Origin of the sequence: Oceanicola sp. 502str15 (assembly GCF_024105635.1) — a bacterium.
In the GTDB taxonomy this organism is placed as follows: domain Bacteria; phylum Pseudomonadota; class Alphaproteobacteria; order Rhodobacterales; family Rhodobacteraceae; genus Vannielia.
In genome coordinates this window covers 523501-547026 of sequence record NZ_WYDQ01000001.1, presented here as the reverse complement: position 1 = coordinate 547026, position 23526 = coordinate 523501, and the positions used below count along the sequence as shown (strand labels likewise).

24 protein-coding genes and 1 tRNA gene are annotated in these 23526 nt (G+C 66.1%); 11 read left to right on the top strand and 14 right to left on the bottom strand.

Annotation, left to right across the window (positions count from 1 at the left end):
- Positions 1 to 225 precede the first annotated feature (225 nt).
- The 3 genes from GTH22_RS02590 to GTH22_RS02580 are packed head-to-tail and all read left to right on the top strand — an operon-like array spanning position 226 to position 2817.
- Positions 226 to 1653, top strand: a complete 1428-nt coding sequence (locus tag GTH22_RS02590; protein ID WP_252942989.1) for a Tad domain-containing protein — start codon at positions 226 to 228, stop codon at positions 1651 to 1653.
- 11 nt (positions 1654 to 1664) lie between these two features.
- Positions 1665 to 2237, top strand: coding sequence for a TadE/TadG family type IV pilus assembly protein (locus GTH22_RS02585; RefSeq protein ID WP_252942987.1), 573 nt, complete (start codon positions 1665 to 1667; stop codon positions 2235 to 2237).
- A 4-nt stretch (positions 2238 to 2241) separates the two neighbouring features.
- Positions 2242 to 2817: a TadE/TadG family type IV pilus assembly protein gene (locus tag GTH22_RS02580; protein WP_252942986.1), complete on the top strand. Its 576-nt coding sequence runs from the start codon at positions 2242 to 2244 to the stop codon at positions 2815 to 2817.
- Positions 2818 to 2967: 150 nt separating this feature from the next.
- Here GTH22_RS02580 and GTH22_RS02575 read toward each other — a convergent pair whose 3' ends face one another.
- Positions 2968 to 3477 (bottom strand): hypothetical protein, encoded by a 510-nt coding sequence (locus tag GTH22_RS02575; protein WP_252942985.1) that lies wholly within the window; start codon positions 3475 to 3477, stop codon positions 2968 to 2970.
- Positions 3478 to 3623: 146 nt separating this feature from the next.
- On the opposite strand from GTH22_RS02575, the gene GTH22_RS02570 reads away from it, so the two are divergent.
- Positions 3624 to 4535 (top strand): pirin family protein, encoded by a 912-nt coding sequence (locus GTH22_RS02570; protein WP_252942984.1) that lies wholly within the window; start codon positions 3624 to 3626, stop codon positions 4533 to 4535.
- Between the two features lie 141 nt (positions 4536 to 4676).
- On the opposite strand, the gene GTH22_RS02565 is transcribed toward GTH22_RS02570, so the two are convergent.
- Positions 4677 to 5264: a TetR/AcrR family transcriptional regulator gene (locus GTH22_RS02565; RefSeq protein ID WP_252947553.1), complete on the bottom strand. Its 588-nt coding sequence runs from the start codon at positions 5262 to 5264 to the stop codon at positions 4677 to 4679.
- Between the two features lie 101 nt (positions 5265 to 5365).
- Between GTH22_RS02565 and GTH22_RS02560 the strand changes: the two genes are divergently transcribed.
- The 6 genes from GTH22_RS02560 to GTH22_RS02535 all read left to right on the top strand — a co-directional run bounded on the left by GTH22_RS02560 (position 5366) and on the right by GTH22_RS02535 (position 10502).
- Positions 5366 to 5671, top strand: a complete 306-nt coding sequence (locus GTH22_RS02560) for a hypothetical protein (RefSeq protein WP_252942983.1) — start codon at positions 5366 to 5368, stop codon at positions 5669 to 5671.
- A 57-nt stretch (positions 5672 to 5728) separates the two neighbouring features.
- Positions 5729 to 7015 carry a homoserine dehydrogenase gene (locus GTH22_RS02555; RefSeq protein ID WP_252942982.1) on the top strand — a complete coding sequence of 429 codons (1287 nt, stop codon included), beginning with the start codon at positions 5729 to 5731 and terminating at the stop codon, positions 7013 to 7015.
- Between the two features lie 99 nt (positions 7016 to 7114).
- The gene (gene glpX / locus GTH22_RS02550; RefSeq protein ID WP_252942981.1) at positions 7115 to 8086 is read left to right on the top strand and encodes a class II fructose-bisphosphatase; all 972 of its coding nucleotides are present in this window, start codon (positions 7115 to 7117) and stop codon (positions 8084 to 8086) included.
- Between the two features lie 13 nt (positions 8087 to 8099).
- Positions 8100 to 9845: a single-stranded-DNA-specific exonuclease RecJ gene (recJ, locus tag GTH22_RS02545; RefSeq protein ID WP_252942980.1), complete on the top strand. Its 1746-nt coding sequence runs from the start codon at positions 8100 to 8102 to the stop codon at positions 9843 to 9845.
- The gene (locus GTH22_RS02540; RefSeq protein ID WP_252942979.1) at positions 9842 to 10348 is read left to right on the top strand and encodes an AAA family ATPase; all 507 of its coding nucleotides are present in this window, start codon (positions 9842 to 9844) and stop codon (positions 10346 to 10348) included. The genes recJ and GTH22_RS02540 overlap by 4 nt, the downstream gene beginning before the upstream one ends.
- A 79-nt stretch (positions 10349 to 10427) precedes the next feature.
- Positions 10428 to 10502: transfer RNA gene (locus GTH22_RS02535), tRNA-Glu, on the top strand.
- Here the strand turns inward: GTH22_RS02535 and GTH22_RS02530 are convergent.
- The 6 genes from GTH22_RS02530 to GTH22_RS02505 form a co-directional block, all read right to left on the bottom strand.
- Positions 10490 to 11200 (bottom strand): M50 family metallopeptidase, encoded by a 711-nt coding sequence (locus GTH22_RS02530; RefSeq protein ID WP_252942978.1) that lies wholly within the window; start codon positions 11198 to 11200, stop codon positions 10490 to 10492. The genes GTH22_RS02535 and GTH22_RS02530 overlap by 13 nt on opposite strands.
- A gap of 30 nt (positions 11201 to 11230) precedes the next feature.
- Complete coding sequence (locus GTH22_RS02525; RefSeq protein ID WP_252942976.1) at positions 11231 to 12295, bottom strand: diguanylate cyclase domain-containing protein; 1065 nt, start codon at positions 12293 to 12295, stop codon at positions 11231 to 11233.
- Entirely contained in the window at positions 12292 to 12900 is a 609-nt protein-coding gene (locus GTH22_RS02520; RefSeq protein ID WP_252942975.1) for a heme NO-binding domain-containing protein, read from the bottom strand. Before GTH22_RS02520 ends, GTH22_RS02525 begins: the two co-directional genes overlap by 4 nt.
- A gap of 85 nt (positions 12901 to 12985) precedes the next feature.
- Complete coding sequence (locus tag GTH22_RS02515; RefSeq protein WP_252942974.1) at positions 12986 to 14545, bottom strand: trimethylamine methyltransferase family protein; 1560 nt, start codon at positions 14543 to 14545, stop codon at positions 12986 to 12988.
- Positions 14546 to 14652: 107 nt separating this feature from the next.
- Entirely contained in the window at positions 14653 to 15354 is a 702-nt protein-coding gene (locus GTH22_RS02510) for an HAD family hydrolase (protein ID WP_252942973.1), read from the bottom strand.
- The gene (locus GTH22_RS02505; protein WP_252942972.1) at positions 15351 to 15629 is read right to left on the bottom strand and encodes a DUF3572 domain-containing protein; all 279 of its coding nucleotides are present in this window, start codon (positions 15627 to 15629) and stop codon (positions 15351 to 15353) included. Before GTH22_RS02505 ends, GTH22_RS02510 begins: the two co-directional genes overlap by 4 nt.
- A gap of 99 nt (positions 15630 to 15728) precedes the next feature.
- Here GTH22_RS02505 and GTH22_RS02500 point away from each other — a divergent pair, with 99 nt between their 5' ends.
- A complete protein-coding gene (locus tag GTH22_RS02500; protein WP_252942971.1) occupies positions 15729 to 17153 on the top strand; it encodes a diguanylate cyclase in 1425 nt (474 codons plus the stop codon).
- Between the two features lie 182 nt (positions 17154 to 17335).
- Here GTH22_RS02500 and GTH22_RS02495 read toward each other — a convergent pair whose 3' ends face one another.
- From GTH22_RS02495 to GTH22_RS02470, 6 genes are read right to left on the bottom strand one after another with little or no spacing between them, the layout of a single operon-like run.
- Positions 17336 to 18652: a TRAP transporter large permease gene (locus GTH22_RS02495; protein WP_252942970.1), complete on the bottom strand. Its 1317-nt coding sequence runs from the start codon at positions 18650 to 18652 to the stop codon at positions 17336 to 17338.
- Positions 18649 to 19137, bottom strand: coding sequence for a TRAP transporter small permease (locus GTH22_RS02490; protein ID WP_252942969.1), 489 nt, complete (start codon positions 19135 to 19137; stop codon positions 18649 to 18651). The genes GTH22_RS02495 and GTH22_RS02490 overlap by 4 nt, the downstream gene beginning before the upstream one ends.
- A gap of 57 nt (positions 19138 to 19194) precedes the next feature.
- On the bottom strand, positions 19195 to 20202 hold the full coding sequence (locus GTH22_RS02485; RefSeq protein WP_252942968.1) for a TRAP transporter substrate-binding protein: 1008 nt from the start codon (positions 20200 to 20202) through the stop codon (positions 19195 to 19197).
- A gap of 18 nt (positions 20203 to 20220) precedes the next feature.
- Positions 20221 to 21390 carry a CaiB/BaiF CoA-transferase family protein gene (locus GTH22_RS02480; protein WP_252942967.1) on the bottom strand — a complete coding sequence of 390 codons (1170 nt, stop codon included), beginning with the start codon at positions 21388 to 21390 and terminating at the stop codon, positions 20221 to 20223.
- Positions 21387 to 22382 (bottom strand): CoA transferase, encoded by a 996-nt coding sequence (locus GTH22_RS02475; RefSeq protein ID WP_252942966.1) that lies wholly within the window; start codon positions 22380 to 22382, stop codon positions 21387 to 21389. The genes GTH22_RS02480 and GTH22_RS02475 overlap by 4 nt, the downstream gene beginning before the upstream one ends.
- Positions 22379 to 23503, bottom strand: a complete 1125-nt coding sequence (locus GTH22_RS02470) for a CaiB/BaiF CoA-transferase family protein (protein WP_252942965.1) — start codon at positions 23501 to 23503, stop codon at positions 22379 to 22381. Before GTH22_RS02470 ends, GTH22_RS02475 begins: the two co-directional genes overlap by 4 nt.
- Positions 23504 to 23526: the final 23 nt, after the last annotated feature.

Sequence of the window (23526 nt, the reverse complement as noted above, 5' to 3'; positions counted from 1 at the left end):
TGACCGCTGCACAGCCCGCCACCACTCCACCGGCCAGCCCCCTCGGGGGCGCCGGAACACCTTGCAATCCGGTTAAGATTCCTGATTTGCGGCGGGCTTTCGCCCCATTTTCGACACCCTCATCCCGCCATATGCCCCTGCGCAAACTGCGTCCAATGAACGGCAATTCGTCGTTCACGGGGCAGGCCAGCGCCGAAATACAGAGGACAAACCGGGATGTCTCAAATGGAACGTCGGATCACCGCGGGGGCGGATACTACCAAGGCGGCAACGCCTATGGGTCAGCGCCTCAAACGCTTTTCCGAAGAGGCAGACGGCGGCCTGATTGCCTTCTCCCTGTTCCTGATCGCCTGCATGATGCTGTCGGTCGGCATTGCGATTGATGTCATGCGCTTCGAGATGACCCGCACCAAGCTGCAGAACACGCTCGACAGGGCGGTGCTTGCGGCCGCCGACATGGACCAGACCCTCGAACCCGAGGCCGTCGTGGCCGACTACTTCGAGAAGGCGGGGCTGGGCAACTTCAACGTCGACATCGACGTCGACGAGGGGCTCAACTACCGCAACGTCTCCGCCACCACCGAGGCCGAGATCCGCACCCTGCTGCTCGGCATGGTCGGCATCAAGCACTTCACCGCTCCCGCCGCCGGCACCGCCGAGGAGCGGGTGTCCAACGTCGAAATCTCGCTGGTGCTCGACATCTCCGGCTCGATGGGCTCGAACAACAAGATCAACAACCTGCGCAACGCCGCCAAGGACTTCGTGGACTCGGTCGTGGTGGATGACGCCGAAGGCCAGATCTCGCTGAGCCTCGTGCCCTACACCGCCCAGGTCAACGCCGGTCCCAGCATCTTCAACCAGCTGCGCAAGTCGTCCAACGGGCGCCACAACTACTCGCACTGCATCGACTTCGACAGCTCCGACTTCAACAGCACGACGATCTCGATGACGAAGTACTACCAGCAGATGCAGCACTTCGAGTGGTCGAGCGAAAACTACCGCCCGATCCGCAACCCGGGCTGCCCGATGCAGGACTACGAGCGCATCGTCGCCCTGAGCAAAAACACCACCGAGCTGAAGAACACCATCGGCAACTACCGTGCCCGCGCCAACACCGCGATCCACCTCGGCATGAAGTGGGGCACCGCCCTGCTCGATCCCTCGATGCGCACGATCGTCAACAACATGCGCGCCGCCGGCGAGATCGACGATGCCTTCATCGACCGTCCCGCCGACTACGACGACGAGGAAACCCTCAAGGTCGTGGTCCTCATGACCGACGGTGAGAACGTGGATACCTACCGGATCCAGGAATGGGCCTACAACTCCAACTCCGAGTACCAGCACTGGGATACCTACCCGCTCTGGTACTACCTCTACCGCTACGTCAACAGCCGGAACCGCTCGCAGTACTACTACCGCAAGTATTCCTCCGGCCAGGCCGACAACATGCTCGACAACATCTGTAGCGCCGCCAAGGGGGCCGGGATCACCGTGTTCACCATCGGCTTCGAGGTCACCAACTACTCCGCCGGCGTCATGCGCGACTGCGCATCCTCGCCCTCGCATTTCTTCCGGGTGGAGGGCACCGAGATCTCCGAAGCCTTCTCGGCGATTGCCCGGCAGATCAACCAGCTGCGCCTGATTAACTGATGGGGGAGGCAATGCAGACAGAACGATTTCCGAAGGGGCGGTTGTGGCACCTGGCCACCCGCCTCCGGCAGTTCCGCAAACGCGAAGAGGGCAACTCCACGATCGAGTTCGTGATCCTCTTCCCGATCTTCATCGTCGTGTTCATGTCCTGCTTCGAGATGGGCATGTTGATGACCCGGCAGGTCATGCTGGAGCGCGCCGTCGACCTCTCGGTGCGCGACCTGCGCCTCGGCCACTGGTCGCCGCCCACCCACGACGAGCTGAAGCGCACCATCTGCAACCGCGCCGGCATCATCCCCGATTGCATGAACTCCATGCTGATCGAGCTGCAACCGGTGAAAAAGGATACCTGGACGCCGCTGCCCAAGCAGGCGACCTGCAATGACAAGTCGGCCCCGGTCCAGCCGGTCACGGCCTTCAACGGCGGCGACGAGAACGAGATGATGATCGTGCGCGCCTGCGCCATCATGAAGCCCTGGTTCACGGCAACCGCCTACGGCCTCAAGCTGCCGCTGGTCGATGGCGAGAACTACGCCATCGTGTCCTCCTCGGCCTTCGTCAACGAACCCGGTGCAGGAGGCTGACGCCATGAAGACACTTCACCTCATCCGTGCCCGCCTCGCCGCCTTCCGCGACGACGCGCGAGGCTCGCTCTCGGTCGAGGCCGCGCTGATCCTGCCGCTGCTGTGCTGGTTCTACGTGTCCGCCTTCGTCTGGTTCGATGCCTATCGCACCCAGAACGCCAACCTGAAGGCCTCCTACACCCTCGCCGACATGCTCTCGCGCGAGACCGACCCGGTGACGGAGAGCTACCTGAAGGGGCTGAACAAGGTCTACGACTACCTGACCACCACCAATCACCCCACCTACATCCGGGTGACGACGGTCAAATGCGTGTCCAACTGCGACAACAACTCGCGGCACCTGCACGTCGACTGGTCCTATGCCACCGAGGGGCGCCCCTCGCTGACCCACGCGACGATCTCGGACTACTACGACAAGATCCCGCTGATGCCCCAGGGCGACACGGTGATCCTGCTCGAGACCTTCATGGCCTACGAGCCGCTGTTCAACGCCGGCATCCCGGCCAAGAGCTTCGAGAACTACATCGTCACCCGGCCCCGTTTCGCGCCCCAGCTGCTCTACGCCGGCGCAGGCACCTGATCGGGCGCGGGCCGCGCGGGGTCTCGCCCCGCCGCCGTCTGGCAGAAAATCATGAGCGAACGGGCCGTTTACGCGGTCCGTTTTGCATTTTTGCCGTATGCACAGGGTGTGTACGGGATGTGCACGGGATGTGACTCGCGATTTTCGTGGTTAACGAGCGTCGTCGCTTGCCGCGTCCGGGGTTTTCTGCAAAGCCGCCTCGGCCATGGTGGCCTCGATCATCTGCCCCATCGCCTTGCCTGCGGAGGGGTGCAGCACACCGCCCACCGCCACCGTCTTCCCGCGGATCCACCACAGGCCCGGAGCCCAGCCAAGCTTCTGTTTTTCCTTCATCTTCAGAACGAACCCGCCAGCCGGCTTCATCGCAAAAGCGCCGCGCTCGACCCGCGCGATCTGGTCCAGCCGCGCCAGCACCTTGCCGCTGTCGGTCTCCAGCGTCTCCGCTTTCAGCACCAGCCCGCCCTCGGTCGCCTGCCAAAGCCAGACCCCCATCGCCACGACAGCCCCCCCGAACCCCACCAAAAGCGCCCGCCCCCACAGCGGTCCGTCGCCGGAAAAACCCATCTTCAGAAGGACATAGGCCAGCAGCGCGAACATGGCGGCGGCAAAGATACGGCGCAGGAGCGAGGCCCCGATGCGGAAGTCTGGTTGCTCTGTCATGCCCTCTCATAGCAGCCCGCCCGCTCCACGCAATGGCCTGCTGATAGCTGTGCACAAATGCACTCCCGTCAGGCATCCGGCGCATATCTGCGCTTATTGATGCAAACCCTCCCGCCCCCTATCTTGGCGGGGAAAGGAGACATCCCATGTCCATCCGTCCCGTCACCGAAATCCGCCCGGCCCAGCCCACCCTCGAGGGCGCCGGCGTCAAGCTGCACCGCGCCTTCGGGTTCCATAACCCCAAGGAACTGGACCCTTTTCTGCTCTTCGACGACTTCCGCAACGAGCGCCCCGAAGACTTCATCAAGGGCTTCCCCTGGCACCCGCACCGCGGCATCGAGACCATCACCTACGTGCTTGCGGGCACCGTCGAGCACGGGGATAGCCTCGGCAATCGCGGCGTCCTCGGCCCGGGCTCGATCCAGCTCATGACCGCCGGCTCCGGCATCATGCACCAGGAAATGCCCTCCGGGAACGCCCAGGGCCAGATGCACGGCTTCCAGCTCTGGGGCAACCTGCCCGCCTCGCTGAAGATGACCGCGCCCCGCTACCAGGACATCGAAGGCACCGAACTGCCTGAAATCGTTGATGATGACGGCACCCGCATCAAGGTCGTGATCGGCGACTACCGCGGCTACAAGAGCCCGGTCGACGGCATCGCCGCCGATCCGCAGTATCTCGACATCTCGGTGCCCGCCGGCGTGAGAAAGACCTTCAAGGTCGACACCTACCGCCGCGCCTTCGCCTATGTCTTCGACGGCGACGGCCGCTTCGCCGACGCCTCCGCCCCGGGCGGCGTGTTGCTTGAAAAAGAGGTCATGGGCGAAGAGGTGAACATCCGCGACCTTTCCGGCGACCGCACCCTCGTGCGCTTCGGTTCGGGCGACGAAGTGACTGTTCAGGCAGGCGAAAAAGGCATCCGCTTCCTGCTGATCTCCGGCGCGCCGATCGAGGAGCCGGTGGCCTGGCACGGGCCGATCGTGATGAACCGGCCCGAAGAGTTGCAGCAGGCAATGGCCGATCTGCGCAACGGCACCTTCGTGAAACCGGCACACTGAGCCTTGCCGTCATCCTCGGGCCCGACCCGAGGATCTCCCACCAACGAGATCCTCGGATCAAGTCCGAGGATGACGGTCCGTCGCGCGGTTTACGCAGAATTAACCGGCGGGCTGGATACTGGCGCAACCTCGAAGAAAGGATCACGCCCCCTTCACAGCCCGCCGCACCATGTTCCAGTAAATCCGCTCGACCCGCTCCTGGCTCAGGCGTCCACCTTCCCGATACCAGGTGTTCACGCCGTTGAGCATGGCAATCACCGCCATCGTCGCCAGCCGCGTGTCCGGAATCTGGAAAACATCCTTCTCCTGACCGTCGGTCAGAACCTCCTCCACCGCATCCTCGTAGCGGCGGCGCATGGCCGAAATCACCTTGCGGTTTGCAGGCTCTAGATTGCGCAGTTCCATGTAATTGATGAACACGCCATCCTTGTGGCTGAGGTTGTAGCCGATGTGGTAGCGCACGATCCATTCAAGCCGCTCGCCCGGGCTGCCCTCGGGCATCTGCGCCATACCGGCCAGAACCTCGCTCATGTGATCATGCATCAGATCAAACAAAAGCGCTTGTTTATCAGAGGTATAGGTGTATAGCGCCCCGGCCTGCACGCCCACTTCGCGGGCAATCTGGCGCATCGACACGGCGGCATAGCCGTATTGCGCGAACAGCCGCAGCGCCGCCTCTCGCACCCTCGGGCCGGTGATTTCTGCATGTGAACCGGTTTTTCTCGCCATGCCGTCCAGCATCTAATGAACGCGTGTTCAATTCAAGCGCCGATCTCCATCGCCCCACATCCCGCTTCCCTCCCCCTGCCCCAGCCGATACCCTGCCCGCCATGACCCGCGCCGCGCTCCTCCTCTGCCTTGCCCTTTCGGGCTGCACCCAGTTCCCCGAGCTCGATGCCGTGGTGAGCGCCTCGGCCAAGTCCGCCGCCTACCCGCGCCTCCAACCGCTCGACGGCATCCTGGCGCAGGCCAACGCCTCCACCACCGACCCGGCCGCCGTGCGCGGCGATCTCTCCGCCCGCGTCGCCGCCCTGCGCGCCCGCGCCGCCCGAATGCGCGGCCCCATCGTGGAGCCGCCCGTGCGCGCCCGCATGAACGACGCGCTTCGTCGTCACGCAGGCAGCCATTCCGGTTGAGCCTCCCCGCGCAACCCGCTATGCCCGGCGCAGATTTTCGATCCACGGAGGCCCGCCATGTCTGACCCGCTTCGCCTTGGAATCGCAGGGCTCGGCACCGTCGGCACCGGCGTCGTCAAGATCATCCGCCGCCACGCCGCCCTGCTCGAGGCCCGCACCGGCCGCCAGATCACCATCTCGGCCGTGTCCGCGCGCTCCCGCGACAAGGACCGTGGCGTGCCGCTCAAGGATTATGCGTGGGAAGACAACGCCGTAGAGCTTGCCGCCCGCGATGACATCGACGTTTTCGTCGAGCTGATGGGGGGCGAGGACGGCCCCGCGAAAGCCGCCACCGAGGCCGCGCTGAAGGCCGGCAAATCGGTTGTGACCGCCAACAAGGCCATGCTCGCGATCCACGGTCAGGCGCTTGCCGAGGCCGCAGAGGCCGGCGGCATCCAGATCCGCTACGAGGCCGCCGTCGCAGGCGGCATCCCGGTGATCAAATCGCTCACCGAGGGCCTTGCCGGCAACGAGATCACCCGCGTCATGGGCGTGATGAACGGCACCTGCAACTACATCCTCACCCGTATGGAAGCCACCGGCCAGGGCTATGACGCGCTGTTCGACGAATGCGCCAAGCTCGGCTACCTCGAGGCCGATCCCGAGCTCGACGTCGGCGGCATCGACGCCGCCCACAAGCTGGCCATCCTGTCGTCCATCGCCTTCGGAACACAGGTGAATTTCGAGGGAATCGAGATCGAGGGCATCCAGCGCATCACCCTCTCCGACATTCGCCACGCCGCCGACATGGGCTTTCGGATCAAGCTGCTCGGCGTCGCCCAGATGACAGGCCGCGGCCTCGAGCAGCGCATGACTCCCTGCCTCGTTCCCTACGACTCGCCCCTCGGCCAACTCGAAGGCGGCACCAACATGGTGGTGATCGAAGGCGACGCCGTGGAGCAGATCGTGCTGCGCGGCCCCGGCGCCGGCGAGGGCCCCACCGCCTCCGCCGTCCTCTCCGACATCTGCGACATCGCCCGCGGCAGCCGCCTGCCGGTTTTCGGCAAACCCTCGAAAATGCTCGAAAAAGCCCCCGCCGCCCGCTCCGCCTCCGCCGCGCCCTACTACCTGCGGATGATGTTGCATGACAAACCCGGCGCCATGGCCAAGGTCGCCGCCGCACTCGGCGAGGCCGGCGTGTCGATCGACCGGATGCGCCAGTACGGCCATGACAACGAGGCCGCCCCGGTGCTTTTCGTCACCCACAAGACCACCCACAGCGCCCTCGCCGCCGCCCTCACCGCCATCGGCACGACCGGCGTTGTCGTCGGCGACCCGGTGGCCCTGCGGATCGAACATCTCTAGGCCCCGCGCCCGCTTGCGCTAACAACGGCCCCGAGGGTTGCGCCGCCCATGGGGTAAGGCTACCCAATCACTAAATCAGCCAGCCAAGAGGGGCACCCGATGACCAAGAAGCCTGAATTTCATGACCGGATGCTCTCGCTCGGTCTCGCCCGGGTCTCGGAAGCGGCGGCCCTGGCTTCGGCCAAGCTGATCGGGCGCGGCGACGAGAAGGCCGCCGACCAGGCCGCCGTCAACGCCATGCGCAACCAGTTGAACGCGCTCGATATTCGCGGCACCGTGGTGATCGGTGAAGGCGAGCGTGACGAAGCCCCCATGCTCTACATCGGCGAAGAGGTCGGCAGCGGCACCGGCCCCGAGGTCGACATCGCGCTCGACCCGCTCGAGGGCACCACCCTCACCGCCAAGGACATGCCAAACGCGCTGACCGTCATCGCCATGGCCCCGCGCGGCTCTATGCTCCATGCCCCTGATGTCTATATGGAAAAGCTCGCCGTCGGCCCCGGCTACCCCACCGATATCGTCAGCCTCGATCAATCCCCCGCTGAGCGCGTCCGCCTTCTGGCCGCCGCCAAGCAGGCCACGACGGCCGATATCACCGTCTGCATCCTTGAGCGCCCGCGCCACGAAGATCTGATCGCCGAAGTCCGTTCCACCGGCGCCGCGATCCGCCTCATCACCGATGGCGACGTGGCCGGGGTGATGCATTGCGCCGAGCCGCAACAGACCGGGATCGACATGTACATGGGCCTAGGCGGCGCCCCCGAGGGCGTTCTGGCCGCCGCCGCGCTCAAATGCATGGGCGGGCAGATGTGGGGCCGCCTGACCTTCCGCAACGAAGACGAGAAGGGTCGCGCCGCCAAGGCCGGGATCGAGGATCTCGACAAGATCTACAGCCGCGACGAGATGGTGCGCGCCGATGTGATCTTTGCCGCTACCGGCGTGACCGATGGCTCGATCCTCTCGGGTATCAAGCGCGAGGTGGGCTATCTCACCGCCGATACGCTGCTGATGCGCTCCAAGACCGGCTCGGTGCGGCGCATGCAGTATCGCAACCCGACCTCGGCGATGTAACGGGCTGAACGGCATGGCGGCCTACCTCGGCGTCGAAGAGTCCCTCACCGGGCGGCGCTGGGTCGGCCCCGCCGCCGAGGAGGACCGGCTGGCCGAAGCCATGGCCCAGTCCACCGGCCTCCCCGGCCCGCTGGCCCGTCTGCTGGTGCAGCGCGACGTGGCCCCGGAAGAGGCCCAAGGCTTCCTCGCGCCCTCCCTGCGCGACCTGCTCCCGGACCCGCGCAGACTGCACGACATGGAGCCCGCCGCCGCCCGGTTGAACAAGGCCGTGGCGCAGGCCGAGAAGATCGCGATCTTCGCCGATTACGACGTCGACGGCGGGGCCTCGGCGGCCCTGCTGATCCGCTGGCTCCGCACCCTCGGCCGCGAGGCCACGCTCTACGTGCCCGACCGTATCGGCGAAGGCTACGGCCCCAACGCGCCCGCAATTTCAGAGCTTTCCCAGAGCCATAGCCTGATCATCTGCGTCGATTGCGGCACCCTCTCGCATGAGGCGCTGGCAGCCGCCGGCGATGCCGAGGTTCTGGTGCTCGACCACCACCTTGGCGGCGAAACGCTCCCGCCCGCGCTGGCCGTAGTCAATCCGAACAGGCAGGACGAGAGCGGCGAGCTGGGCCACCTCTGCGCCGCCGCCGTGGTGTTTCTCTGCCTCGTCGAAGCCAACCGCCAGCGCCGCGAGGCGGGGCAGAGCCCCCTGCCCGACCTCATGGGCCTGCTCGACCTCGTGGCCCTCGCCACCGTGGCCGATGTGGCGCCCCTCATCGGGGTCAACCGCGCGCTCGTGCGACAGGGTCTCAAGATCATGGCGCATCGCGCGCACCCCGGCCTCTCCGCCCTCGCGGATGTCGCCGGGGTCGACCGTGCGCCCACGCCCTATCACCTCGGCTACCTGCTCGGCCCCAGGATCAACGCGGGCGGGCGCGTTGGCCGCGCCGACCTTGGCGCAAGACTTCTGGCCACTGATGATCCCGGCGAGGCCCGCGAGCTTGCCGAGCGGCTCGACACGCTCAACAAGGAGCGCCGCGAGATCGAATCTGCTGTGCAGCAGGCGGCGATGGCACAGGCGGAAGAGCGCGGGCTAGAGGCCCCTCTGGTCTGGGCCGCCGGCGAGGGCTGGCATCCGGGCGTGGTCGGCATCGTCGCCTCCCGCCTGAAAGAGGCCACCGGCAGGCCCGCCGTGGTGATCGGGATGGAAGGGAGCGCTGGCAAGGGGTCGGGGCGCTCGGTCAACGGTGTCGATCTGGGCGGCTGTGTGCACCGGCTCGAAGCCGAGGGCCTGATCACCCAGGGCGGCGGCCACAAGATGGCGGCCGGCCTGTCGCTCACCGTCGATCAGTTGGGGCCCGCCATGGCCCGGCTCTCCGAGCTTCTCGGTCGCCAGGGCGCCGGTGCGGGCGGCCCACGGGACTTGCGGCTCGACGGGCTGATCCTGCCCACTGCCGCCACGGTCGACCTCATCGAAGCCCTTGAACAGGCTGGCCCTTTTGGTGCCTCCGCCCCCGCGCCGCGGTTTGCGCTGCCCGAGGCAGCACTCTCCGATGCCCGCGTGGTGGGTGACGGGCATCTCAAACTGTCGATCCGCACGGCCATGGGCCAGCGGCTCGACGCCATCGGCTTCCGCCTCGCCGACACGCCGCTCGGCAAGGCGATGCTCGAGTCCCGTGGCGGGGCCTGGCACCTCGCCGGACGGCTCGAGGTGAATCACTGGCAGGGCCGTTCTCGCCCGCAACTCCGGCTGGAAGACGCGGCCCGCGCATGAGCGCGCTCGTGGTGCTGGCAGGCCTCCCGGGCAGCGGCAAGACCACCGTTTCCCGCGCCCTCGCCCGCCTCTCCGGCGCGATCCACCTGCGGATCGACACCGTGGAAACGGCAATCAGCGCCTCCGTCCTCGCTCCCGAGGACGTTGCAGATGCGGGCTACAGGGTGGCACAGGCGCAGGCGCGGGATTTTCTGGCGCAGGGGCATTCAACCATCATCGACTGCGTGAACCAGTGGCAAATGACCCGCGACTGGTTCTGCGAAATCGCCACCGGGCAGACCCGTCTGGTCACATGCGAGATCACCTGCAGCAACGAGATCACCCACCGAAAGCGCGTCGAGTCGCGCCGGGCCGACCTGCCGGGGCACAAGCTGCCCGACTGGCAGGCGGTTCTGGAGCGCGACTATAATCCCTGGGCGGGCGCGGAGCTGCACATAGACACGGCCACCGCCTCACCCGAGGCCGCGGCGGGCCTGATTTTCAAGGCGATGAGCGCGGTTTGAAAAATCGGTGCAGCAGCGCGAAGAATCTTCTTGCGCTCCCCCCACGCTTTTCCTAAACACCCCCCCACGGCTGGACCCTGCCCCGTTCGTCTATCGGTTAGGACGCCAGGTTTTCAACCTGGAAAGAGGGGTTCGATTCCCCTACGGGGTACCAGCCGTTTTACTCCCCCCAACACCCGTCCGCCGAAAGGTGATGTTGCTCGCAGGCCCAAGCCCGTAGCGCAGGCAACCCCAGATCACCGCAAGGCTCAGCACCAGCCAGAGACCGCCCCAAAGGATCGTCGCGCCGCCGAATTCTTCGGCCAGCATGCGGGCATCCGACCGCAGGGCGCTTCGGCGCAGGGTGTCGTCGAAGATGTCGTAGGGCACGTAGATCAGGCTGGTGAGGCCGATGATCCGCAGCAGCAGATCCGAGACCTGGTGCGGCAGATAGCGCGCCGCGGCGAGCATCACTGCACCGGCCGCCAGGCAGAAGACGAGCGCAAAGGGGCTGCGGATCCAGAAGGCGGCGACCACGATCAGAACCAGCCCGCACAGGGCTAGGGCGCCCCGGTCGGCACGGGTGCGCAACGCGGTGACAAGGATCAGCGCCCCGAGCAACAGCGAGCCGAGGTAGCCCGCCGAGAGGGTGACAAAGCGGTTGCCGCCCCGGATCAGCGCATGGCCACCCTCCTGTGCGGACAGCGAGATTTCAACGATGCTGCCCCCCGTCGCCAGTCCCGCGAGGCCATGCGACAGCTCATGCAGGAAGATCACGAAGATTCGCAGCGGAAACACGACCGGCGTGCGCCAGAGCGCGAAGACCAGCGCAAGGATGAGCAGCAGTTGCCAGTGGCCTTTGAGAAATGACATGCCCCATGGGGCCGCTCCATGCGGCGGAAGTCAATCGGCGCCGGCATTCTCGCCAATGGCCGGAAGGTCGGGCGAATACACTGTCACCATCCCGCGCCCGCCCCGCTTGGAGGCATAGAGCGCGGTGTCGGCATGCTGCATCATCTCCTCGGCATTGGTGACCGTGTAGAAGTCGCTCACGGTCAGGCCGATGGAGCCGGAAATGCGGCAGGTTTCACCCTCGAAGGGGATCGGCTCTTCCAGCCGCGAAATGATCCGGCGCCCGAGGGTGGCCAGCCGATCGGGGTTGGAAAGCCCGACAAAGACCAGAACAAACTCATCCCCACCGGCCCGAACGATCACATCGGCGGCGCGGGTCTCGGCGCGCAAGATATCGGCCACCTCCCGCAGCACATGATCGCCTGCTGCATGACCCAGCGTGTCATTGACCGATTTGAAGAAATCGAGATCGAGGTTCATCAGCCCGAAAGCGGTCTTGGCTTTGGTCAGCCGGGCCAGAACCTCTTCCATCGCGCGGCGGTTGGCGAGGCCGGTAAGCATGTCGGAGGAGGCCTGCTTCTCGGCCGTGGTCATCGCGCCCTGAAGCCGCTGGTTGAGCGCCTTCCACTCGCTGAGCGCGGCGGTCTTGGCCTCGACGAGGTAGAGCATTTCCACCGCCAGGTCGGTGGCGGCGAAGTCGGCGCTGGTCAGGTCATGGTTCTGCACCGCCTCGATGATGTTGAACCCGAAGGAGAGGTTGACGATCAGCCCCTGCTCGCCCGGCAGCGGCGCAACCAGCCCCACCAGCCCGGTCCTCGGTGCGTCGCGAAACGCCAGCTTCAGCCGCCCGCCCTCGGCATTGGCCATGTCCGAAACTCGGGTGGTGGCCCCCGGCCGCTTCAACTCGAAAATCTCCAGAAAACGCCGCCCCGCAATCGGTTGACCGGGCAGCAGCTTTTGCAGGCTTGGCCCCGCATGGGCGATGTGGCCGGTGGGGCGAAGTTGCAAGTGCATCGGCATCAACCGATCGAGCACGGCACAAAGGCCCGGCTCCACCAGAGCAGCGCCCTCCCCGCCCGCCGCGGCGAGCGCTTCATGTCCGATTTCGGCACTCACCCCGCGCCCTCCACCCGCTGGCCGTGGCCGCGCCCGAGGTAGAACTGCTTTGCCTCGGCAAATTCGGCATCCAGCAGGTCGATCAGGATCACTTCATGACGCCCCATGCCGCCCTGCAACTCCAGAAAGGCCAGAGCGCCGTAGTCATCGGCAAGCGCCCGCAGGATACCCGTCAGCACCGGTCCATAGCCTCCGTGGCTGGCCGTGACCTCCAGCTTGTAGCGCCCGGGCCGAACCTCGATCAGGGCAAGGGCCGGAAGCTCAAGCTCGGGCACCGCCAGCCCGGCGCGATCAGGCAGGTCGTCGAGCGAATGGAGAAGTTCGGCAAAGCTCTGGCCGCCAAAGCGGAGCAGTCGGCGGATGGCACGGGTGTTGGGGTGGGCAACGAGGTAGGTGCCAAGGTCTTCCAGAATATCCTCGACCGGCCTTTGGCGCTGATGCGACAGCTGGTCGAGCATCTCGAACGTCACGCTGTCCTCATAGGTCAACATGGCCTCGAACCCTCGGCTGCCGATGCCCATGGCAGCGCCAAGCTCGGCCCATGCCTCAGGCCCATAGATGTCGCGGACAAAGCATTGCACCGCACGATTTACCAGACCATGCATCTCTGAACCTGTTCAACCTGTGACGCAGCCTAGCGGCGGCAGGTTAACAAAGGCCAAAGTTCAGCCCCAGCCATGGCACCTCAGATCAGAAATCGGTCGGTGCGCCGCCCTCTGCCTTGCGCCGGGCCACGAAGGCCTCCAACTCCTCGCGGATAGAAGGGGCCATGGGCGGTGGCTCGAAACTGTCGATGATCCGGTGAAAGGTGGTGTGGGCCCGCTCTGCCGTCCAGACACCGCCCTTGGCCTGCCACGCCTCGAAGTTGCTCCAGTCCGAGACGATGGGCTGGTAGAAGGCGGTTTCGTAGCGGGCTTGCGTGTGCTCGATCCCGAAGAAATGGCCGTAATGTCCAACCTCGGCAATGGCGTCGACAGCAATGTCATCGGGCGACGTCGCCACGACATCGGGCTCGAAGTAGCGCTGGATCATCTGGATAACTTCGCAATCCATGATGAACTTCTCCGGCGAGGCCACCAGCCCGCCCTCCAGCCAGCCCGCCGCGTGGTAGACGATGTTCGTGCCAGACTGCACCGCCGACCAGAGCGAGTTGGAGGTTTCCCACATCGCCTGCCCGTCGGGCACATTGGCCGTGCAGGCCCCGGAGGCGCGCAGGGGCAAGCCGTAGCGACGGGCCAGCTGGCCGGTCATCTGCGTGGCGCGCATATACTCGGGCGTGCCAAAGGCCGGGGCGCCGGATTTCATGTCGACGTTGGAGGTGAAGGTGCCGATCACGCAGGGGCAGCCCGGGCGCACGTATTGAAACAGCGCGATGGCGGCCAGCGCCTCGGCGATGCTCTGGGCCACGGCCCCGGCCATTGTGACGGGCGCCATCGCCCCGGCCAGCGTAAAGGGTGACACGATCACCGCCTGCCCGCGCCGGATGCAGCGCAGGCAGCCGTCGATCATCGGCCAGTCATGCTTGAGCGGCGAGGTCGAGTTGATGTTGGTGTACATATGCGGCGCAGCTTCGAACTCCTCGTGGCTCAGCCCGGCAGCGATCCGCACCATCTCCATCACGTCTTCCACCCGCTCCGGCCCGAGCGAATAGGCGTGCGGCACCTTGTCGGTCAGGGTCAGCTTGTCGAAGAGCACATCGAGGTGGCGGGTGGCGGGGTGCAGGTCGACCGGCTCCACCGGATAGCCGCCGGCAAAGTGGATGCAGTTGAAATACTGGGTAAGCTTGAGCAGGTTGGCGCATTGCTCCCGGTTGCCGGGCACCTTGGAGCCGAGCGAAAGATCCCAGTAGTTGGGCGGCGAGGAGACATTGCCGAACAGGATCGCCTTTCCGCCGACCGGCAGGGCGCGGGCCGGGTTTCGCGGGGTGATCGTAAACTCGGAGGGGGCCTTGGCCACCATCTCCATCACCCAGTCGCGCCCCATCCGCACCACCTGATCTTCGACAATGCAGCCCGCCTCGGCAAAGATCGCGCAGGCCTCCTCGTTGAGAAAGACGATACCGATCTCTTCGAGAATGCGCATCGCGCCTTCATGGATCGCTTCCACGCCCTCCAGGCTCAGCGGCTCGATCGGCGCATCCGTGTTGATCGGAATCCGCCACGGGCTCTGCGAGATCACCTCGGGCCGATTGCGGCGCGGGTTGGCGGCGCGGCCACCCGCGCGGCGGCGTTTTGTCGGGGTGTCGTCCATGCTGCGGCTCCTGGGCTCTTCAACTCAGGTTGCGTCCGCCCGGGGCGTCGCGTTTTTCCGGATGCGACGCGAAGTGTCGCAAAAGGCCGATGGAGCGGCGAAAACATTCAGAGGCTGGCGAGCCATGCGGGCAGATGGCCGATATCCGGCAGAACGACATCGGCGTGGGGGGCCAGTTCGACGTCCGGTGCAATGCCGGTGAGCACCGCAACGCAGACCATGCCCGCCGCCCGCCCGGCGGCGAGGTCGTGCAGGCTGTCTCCGATCATGGCGCAGTCGCCCGGTGCAAGACCCGTAGCCTCTGCGAAGGCCAGGCACATGCCCGGGCCAGGCTTGGCACCGTGCCCCGAATCATAGCCCGCCACATAGCTGAAGGCCTCGGCAACCCCCGCTTGGGCGAGATGCGCCTGCGCGGCCGCTTCGGCATCATTGGTCGCGATGCCCAGCACGTGCCCGCCCGCGCGCAGCCGGTCAAACAGGAGCGTCAGATCCGTGGCTGCAACCTGTGGCGCAACCGCGGCGCCAGCGTTGATCCGATCGGTCAGAGCAGCCGCCGTCCAGCCGGGCAACAGCGGCAGGACCGGCGCAATCGCCTCCTCAGGCGTGCCGGCGACAATCGGGCTGTCTGGCGCGAAGCGGGCGGTTACCGGGTCGATCCCCATCGCTTCGGCGAGGGCCTGCGCAAGGGCGCTGTCGCCCTCGGCAAGGTCGTGGATGAAGGCCAGCGTGAAGCCGCCCCAACTCTTCTGGTAGTCGAAGAGGGTGCCGTCCTTGTCAAAGAGCAGGCCCGGCAGCACGGGGGCGCTCATGTCCAGCTCGGCAGGTCGCCGCCCGGAAGGGCCATGCGGGCGCGCATGGGCAGGGTGTAGTCCAACCCCGAGTCGTCGCAGAACCCGGTGATCCAGGCGTCATCCATGGCCAGAAAATCGAGCACCGAGGCAAGAAACTCCGGCTCGCCCGCCCGTGCGCGAACCTCTGCCTCCGAAACGCCGGTGGCGCCCAGAAATACCGGTAAAAGCTCATCATTCCCGGCCAGCCAGCCCAAGGCCCTGAGCGCAATCGTCTCGGCGCTATCACGATCCATTCGCGGCCTCGTTAACAAATCGAAAGGTTTTATTAACCAACTCCATACAGAATACGCCCCACAGGGGAAAGGCGCGGACACGCGCGGAAGGATAAGGCGATGCCAGGGAAAGTCCTGATCGTGGATGATGTGCCGACCAACCGGGTCGCGCTGAAGGTCAAGCTCGCGGCGGCCTGCTACGATGTTGTGGCCAGCAGCACCGGGCAGGACATTGTGAGCCTCGTACGCACCATCCGACCGAGGCTGGTGATGCTCGACGCCGACCGTCCGGGCGCGCCGGGACTGGCGGCCTGCCGGGCCCTACGGGCCGACGAGGAGTTGAGCGGCATTCCCATCATCGCAAGCGGCGCCCCCGCCGAAGGTGTCGCCCGCGCCGAGTTGATGCGCGCTGCGCTGGAGACCGGGGCCGATGCCTTTCTGCCGAAACCCATCGAGGAAACCCAGTTGCTCGCCCGCATTCGCAACCTGATGCGAATGCGCGAGGTCTCCGAGGAGCTGAGGCTGCGCGATACCACCAGTCGCGCTCTCGGCTTTGCCGAGGAGGCAGAGGAGTTTGCCCGCCCGGCCCGGATTGCGCTGGTGGCGCGGGACATTGCCACCGCCCAGAGCTGGCGCGATGCTTTGGCCAGTCTTCTGCCCCATCGCATCAGCGTGCTCGACCGCCACTCCGCCCTCAATGAAACAACGCCTGCGCTACAGGACATCTATGTCATTGCTGCGGATCTGCGCCACGAGGGTGACGGGTTGCACCTGATGAGCGAACTGCGATCCCGGCGCTGGTCACGCCACGCCGCGGCCCTCGTCGTCCTGAGCGGCCCCGATCCGGCGCTCGCGGCGATGGCGCTCGACCTTGGGGCCGCCGACCTGATCGAGGCGCCGGTGGATGGGCGCGAACTGGCCGTGCGGCTCACCACACTCGTCGCCCGCAAACGCGAGCACGACCGGCTCCGTCGGCGCGTGCGCGACGGGCTGAAACTGGCGGTCACGGACTCGCTCACCGGCCTCTACAACCGGCGCTACGCGCTCTCGCACCTCGCCCGGCTCAGCGACCGCGCCCGCGAAACCGGAAAGTGCTTTGCGGTCATGGTGCTGGATCTCGACCGCTTCAAGCTGGTGAACGACAGGCACGGTCATGCGGCTGGTGACATGGTGCTGCGCGCCGTGGCCAGGCGGATCTCGGACAACCTGCGCAATGTCGACATGGTGGCGCGGATCGGCGGCGAGGAGTTTCTGGTGGCAATGCCCGACACCACTGAGGAAGAGGCCCGCGCCGCAGCCCACCGCCTTTGCCGCCTGATCGACGCCGAGCCCATCGCCCTGCCCGGCTCCGCAGCTGCCGGACGTATCCGGCAGACGGTGTCCATTGGCGTGGCTGTCGGGGATGGTGCGGGCCGCACGCTGGTGTCTGGCGGAGAAGAGAGCAACTTGGCCCTGGAGGCGATGATCGACAAGGCCGACAAGGCGCTTCTGCTGTCCAAGGCACAGGGCCGCAACACGGTGACCTTGGGGCGCGATGCGGCTTAGCCTTTGGCGCTCAGTCCTGTGAGAGAGAAGCTCTGCGCCGACGCTGCCGCCGCGCCACGCCTTCGGATGTCCCGCGCCCGAACGCGCGGCGCAACGGCGTGCCCTGTTCTTGAATTGCCTTGCCAACTAACCCTCCCGACAATCGACAATGGGAAAGTTGGCGCGGCGGTTGGCGAGCCTGGTCAGAGGCCCGGAAGCCAAAGGATAAGCGCCGGAAGCGCGAGCAGCAGGGCAACATGCACCACATCGGCCAGAACGAAGGCCGCCGTGCCCCTGAACATGGTGGACAGAGGTATGTCGCGGGCCACCCCGGAGAGCACATAGACGTTCATGCCCACCGGTGGCGTGATCAGCGCGATCTCCGTCATCCGTACCACCAGCACCCCGAAGAACACCGCCTTGGCCCCCTCGCCCACCACCCAGAGGTCCAGCCCCATGATGAGCGGGAAGAAGAGCGGCACGGTCAGGGTCATCATCGCGGAGGCATCGAGGATCATGCCGAGAAAGAAATAGACCAGCAGGATCAGCAACAGGACCGCCAGAGCGGGCAGGCCTGAGCCCGTCACCCAGCCGACCACGTGGTGCGGAATGGTGGTGACGGTGACAAAGGCATTGAACACCAGCGCCCCGAAGAGGATGCCAAAGATCATGCCGGTGGTCTTCAGCGTGTCGTAGACCGCCTCTCGCACCTCCGAAAATCCGAGCCGCCCCCGCAATCCGGCGATCAACAGCGCCCCGAAGGCGCCCATGGCCCCGGCCTCCGTGGGGGTGAACCAGCCCCAGATGATCCCGCCCATGACGAGGAAAAACAGCAGGATCACATCGCCCGTGCGCTTCAGCCCGTCCCAGCGCTCGCGCCATGAAAACCGCGGCCCCGCCGGCCCTGCCGCCGGGTTGATCCGGCAGCGAATGGCGATGACGGCCATGTAGAAGAGGGCGAGCAGCACGCCGGGCACGATGCCGGCGGCAAACATGTCGCCGATCGAGGTTTCGGTCAGGATGCCGTAGATGATGAACATGCCCGAGGGTGGAATGAGCGAGCCGATCGTGCCGCCCGCCGCCACGGACCCGGCCGCCAGGGCGTTGGAATAACCGTGCTTGCGCATCTCCGGCAGCGCCACCAGCCCCATGGTGGCGGTGGTTGCGAGGGATGAGGCGTTGACCGAAGCAAACCCCGCCGAGGCGCCGATGGTGGCCATGGCCAGCCCGCCGCGACGGTGGCCCAGGCAGCGGGCGGCAAAATCGTAGAGATCGCGCCCGATGCCGCTGGCAAAGAGGATATGCGCCATGAACAGGAACAGCGGCACCGTGCCGATGGCATAGTTGGTGGACAGGTCGAAGGCGACCACCCCCACCTTGATGAGCGCGGCCTTGAAGGTGAGCAGCATGGCAAAGCCGAAGGCGCCGACCAGCCCCATGGCAAAGCCGATTGGCATACCGAGACCCAGCAGGCCGAACAGCAGGGATACGCCAAGGAAACCGGCAGCAACGGGGGTCATTCTGTGGGTTCCTGTCCGAGAGCGGCCTGAAGGGCGCGAAAGAGGAGGACGACGATCAGCAGCCCGAGGGCCACGACCATGAGCCAGCGAAACGGGGCGACGGGAATATCGAGCAGCGGCGTGACTTCGCCCTGGGCGCCATGTTTCAGAGCATCTTCATAGGCGGAAAAGGCGACGAAGCCCCAGAAACCGCAGCCAGCCGCCAGCATCAGCCCGTTGAGTGGCCCCGAGATCCGGCGCGGAAGCCGGTCTGTCAGCAGCTCCACCCTCGTATGCGCGCCACACCATGCGGCATAGGTCAGCGAGAAGGCCACAGCCGGGATCAACAGCAGCTCGGCCAGAACGTAAGTGCCCGGAAAGGCCACCGAAATGGCCCGGAACGTGACAGTTACCACCGTCAACGCCATCAGCGCGACCAGAGAGGCCACACCGATAAGCGCCGCCACGGCAACGATCCGACCCAAGATGCGTTCTGCTACCTGCATGATCTGCCTTTCCTCGGCACCGGCGGAAAGCGTGGCCTTCCGCCGGTTGCCAGCATCCTACATCGCGTCGCCGTGGGCGGCGCGGATGGCTTTGAGCACTTCGGTGCCGGGCTTGCCTTCCGCGTCGAGCTTGCCGGCCACTTCCTCCATCGCCGGGGCGAACTTGGTGGAATACTCGGTCTTCATCTCGTCCGACACGTCGTTGAACACCACGCCCTTCTCCTCGCCATAGGCCCGGCCGGCGTCCTCTGCCTCCTGCGCCAGTTCGAGGGTGCGCAGCGAGAGCCATTCGACGTTGTCCATCAGCACCTGCTGAATGTCTTCGGGCAGCTTGTCCCAGGCGGCTGTGTTGATGCCCCGGCTCGGATAGGCGCCGCGGCTGTGGGGCAGTTCGGAGTAGAACCCCACGACCTCTGCAAAGCTCAGGGATTTGAGCGCCTCATAGGGCGCGATTACCCCGTCGACCACGCCCTTTTCGAGCGCCGGATAGGTTTCTGTCATCGGCATTGTCACGCCCTCGGCGCCATAGGCCGCCAGCGGGCCGATGAAGTCGACCGCCGAGCGGATGCGCAGGCCTTTCAGGTCTTCGAGGCTTTCGACCGGCTTCTCGCGCAACAGCAGGTGCATCGGGGTGCCAACGTTGTAGCCGAGCACTTTAACATCGCCCAGTTCTTCAGCGAAAACAGGATATTCGTCCCAGAGCTTCATGTAGACATCGAGCACATCCTTGGGCTCGGTGTAGCCATAGAACATGCCCGGCACGAGGCGGTTCATGTCATAGCCGGAGCGGGCGTAGATGGGGGCGATATAGGCCATGTCGGCCACCCCGGCGGCCAGCTCATCGACCCCTTCGCGCGAGGTGATCAGCGAGCGGCCCCAGTAGGGGGTGATCTCCACCCGCCCGCCGGTCTGCTCTTCGATCCGGGCGATCCACTCGGCATCGGCCGCGCCGTAGGGGTGGGCCTCGGTGTAGGGCGAGGCGTAGGTGAGCGTGAAATCGGCCGCGAACGCAGGCAGCGCGGCCAGTGCGGCGGTCATGGCGGTGAGGGTGCTGACAAGTTTCATAAGGTTCCTCCCTTTATGTCAGGTCTTCTGCGGAGCGCCGTAAAGCGCGGTAATGGCTTTTGCATCGAGTCCGAGGCTGGCGAGCACGGTTCGGGTATCCGCGCCGGGAAGCTGTGCCGGTGTCGGCCGGGGCTCTCCACCGAGCCGGACCGGCGGGCCGAGCTGCGTGAGCGCCCCGCCCGGGGCCTCGACCTCCACCACCATGCCACGGGCGCGAAAATGCGGCTCGGCAAGGGCTTCGGCGACATCGTTGACCGGCGCAAACTGGGTTTCGGTACGCTCGAAGAGCGCGAGCCAGTGACTGCGCGGGTGGGCCGCAAAGAGCGATGCGAGCGCCTCGCGGATCTCGTCACGACGCGAGGCGTCCATCTGTGCATCGGCAAACTCCGGCGTGCCCATCGCCTCGCAGAACCGTGCCCAGTAGCGCGGCTCCATGTCGGTGGTGCAGATCCATTTGCCATCCGCGCATTTCCAAAGGCCAAGATCGGCCCGGCGGGCGCCGCGTGGCGGGGCATCGGCAGGATTTTCGTGGCGCGACAGGATGTTGGCCACCATGGTCATGGAGCAATCGGCCATCGACACATCCACATGCCGCCCCTGCCCCGTCGCCTTGGCGGCATGCCAGGCCGCCATGGCAGCAAAGGCGGCATGCGCGCCGGTGGCGATATCGGCCGCGGGGATACCGGGCAGCCCCGGAGCCTCCGGATCCTCTCCGCAGCGCGAGAGCACGCCCGACAGGGCGAGTGCCACAGGGTCATGCCCCGGTTTGCCCGCCAGCGGGCCGGTGGCCCCGGTGAGGGTGAGGCTCACGTAGACCAGTGCCTTGTTGTTTGGCGCCATGTCTTCATAACCCAGCCCGAGGCCGTCGAGCACGCCCGGGCGATAGTCTTCCACCACCATGTCACAGCTGGCCGCAAGTTGGCGCAGCGCCTTCTGGGCCGCCGGATCGCCCATATCGAGCATCACCGATTTCTTGCCGCGTGCCAGCATGTCGCGCCCGCGTTGTCGGGCCATCTGCTCGGGCGAGAGCCTGTCCCAGCCAAAGACCCTCGCCTGCTTGGCCAGCTCGCGAGGGTTTTCGACCCGGATCACCTCCGCCCCCTGATCGGCCATCAGCCACGTGCAGTAGGGGCCGGGCAGCAACCGGGAAAAGTCGAGCACACGAAGCCCAGCGAGGGTGCCTGTCATGTCGGCACCACGGGCGGATGGGTTTGAAACAGCGGGCCGGGCAGACCGTCGCGAAACAGGCCGCGCGCCTTCAGGTGCGCGCTGTCGCGAACCTCCGGCAGAGTTACAATTGTCGAAAGGCCCCAGCCCTGCTCAAGGGACCACCCCCCGAGTTCGGCCCGGGTATGGGCGGCAAAGAAGCTCGCGACGAGGGCCTGCCACCTGTCGATCGTGGCCTGCTCGGTCTCGGCCACGAGGATGCTATCCCAGTCGATACCAGAGAGTTCACCGGCTGCACCCTCGACCTCCATCTGCCGCACGACGGCCCGCATCATGCCCGGGTTGTCGACCATCGACCACGTCACGAAGCCGTCCGCACAGGGCCAGACCTGCCGCACTCCTGAGCTGCCGCGCACCAGTAGGTTGCCCTTTCGGGTGCCGATGCGACCTGTCCAATCGTACATCACCGCCTCGCGGTAATTGGCCAGAGCCGCGGATTGCAGCGCCGAAACCGTGATGCGCTGCCCCTTGCCGATGCGCCGACGTGCCGCGAGACCCATCAAAGCGGCGGTTGCCACCTGAATGCCGGTGAGCGCATAGGCCTGCTCTCCGGGCAGACGCAGCGGCGGGGCCTCCCTGGTTCCGGTTACATGCATCAGGCCGGATTCGGCCATCAGGGTCAGGTCGGTCACGGGGCGGGGGTCGCCCTGCGGAAAGCCGGTGGCGACCACATGGACAAGCGAGGGGTTTGCAGCGGCGAGGGCATCCACCTCGGGGCGGTCCGTTTCGGTGCGGCGGTCATCCAGAAGGATATCGGCCTTGGCCAGAAGGTCGGGCAGCGCCTCGTCAGCGGTTGCAAGACCCCGGCGCCACGCCAGAGCCCGCTCGTGCGTCAGCCCATCCCCCGCCTGCGCCAGCACCACCTCGGCCCCGAGCTCTGCCAGCATCCGGGCACCAAGATCCACCAGCCTGTCTGCCAGCACCACCACGCGGATCCCGTCGAGCTGGCTCATGCGATCACCCCCGCCTGCTTCAATCGGTCGACCTCGGCGCGCTCCATCCCGAGAACGCCCTCGAACACCTCCGCATTGTGCTCCCCAAGCAGCGGCGCAGGGCCGACGGCATGCGGGGTGGCCTCCATCACCATGGGTGGCGCGGGCATGGCGGAAGGTCCAAGTACCGCGTGCTCGACCTCCACAAAGTGGCCGGCCGCCCGCAACGCCTCATGTTCGGAAAGCGCCTTGCCGTCGCGTACCGGGGCGGCAGGGACGCCGGCAGATGCGAGCCTTTCGGCGAGATCGAAGGCATCGTGCTCACAGGTCTGCTCCGCGAGGTCGCCTGTGCCCAACACCGCTGTCAGCGCCGCCCGCTGCTGGTCATTTTCGCAGGCAATGGCAATCCAGCGGTCGTCGCCTCGGCAGGGAAACACCCCGTGCGGATGCATCAGCGGGTCGGCATTGGCGGGCTTGTCCGCGGGCATCCCGGCAAAGAGATCGGCAATCACATGGGCCATGGGCTCGATCTGGCTGACGTCGACCCAAGACCCCTGCCCGGTGCGCTCACGCTCTTCGAGCGCCGAGAGGATCGCCACCGTCAGGAACATGGGCGCCACCACATCGCCGTAGGCATAGGGCGGCATGTGCGGCTCCGACCCTGGCCAGCCGGTCATGTCAGCGTGGCCGGAGTGCGCGGCGGCCGAGTTGCCATAGCCGCGAAAGCCAGACATCGGGCCGGTGCGCCCGGCGACTGACACGGACGCAAGGATGATGCCCGGTTTGATCTTGCAGAGTTCCGGCCAGCTCAGGCCGATGCGCTCCATGTAGCCCGGCCCGAAATTCTCCACCACCACATCGGCCCATGCTACCAGACGCCGTGCGAGCGCCTGCCCTTCCGGTTCGGTCAGATTGATGGTGACGCTTTTTTTGGAGGTGTTGGTCTGGGCAAAGAAGGCCGAGGCATCCGGGTTGGCTCGCTCGCCCCGCGCGAAGGGTGGCGACTTGCGGCCAAGATCGAGGCGCTTGGCGCTCTCGACCTTCACGACCACGGCGCCATTGTCCGCCAGATCCTTGGTGGCGCGCGGTCCGGCCCCCACCCAGCTGAAATCGGCGATCCTGAGCCCTGTCAAAGCCTGCATGGCTGACCTCCCCTCGACCCTGA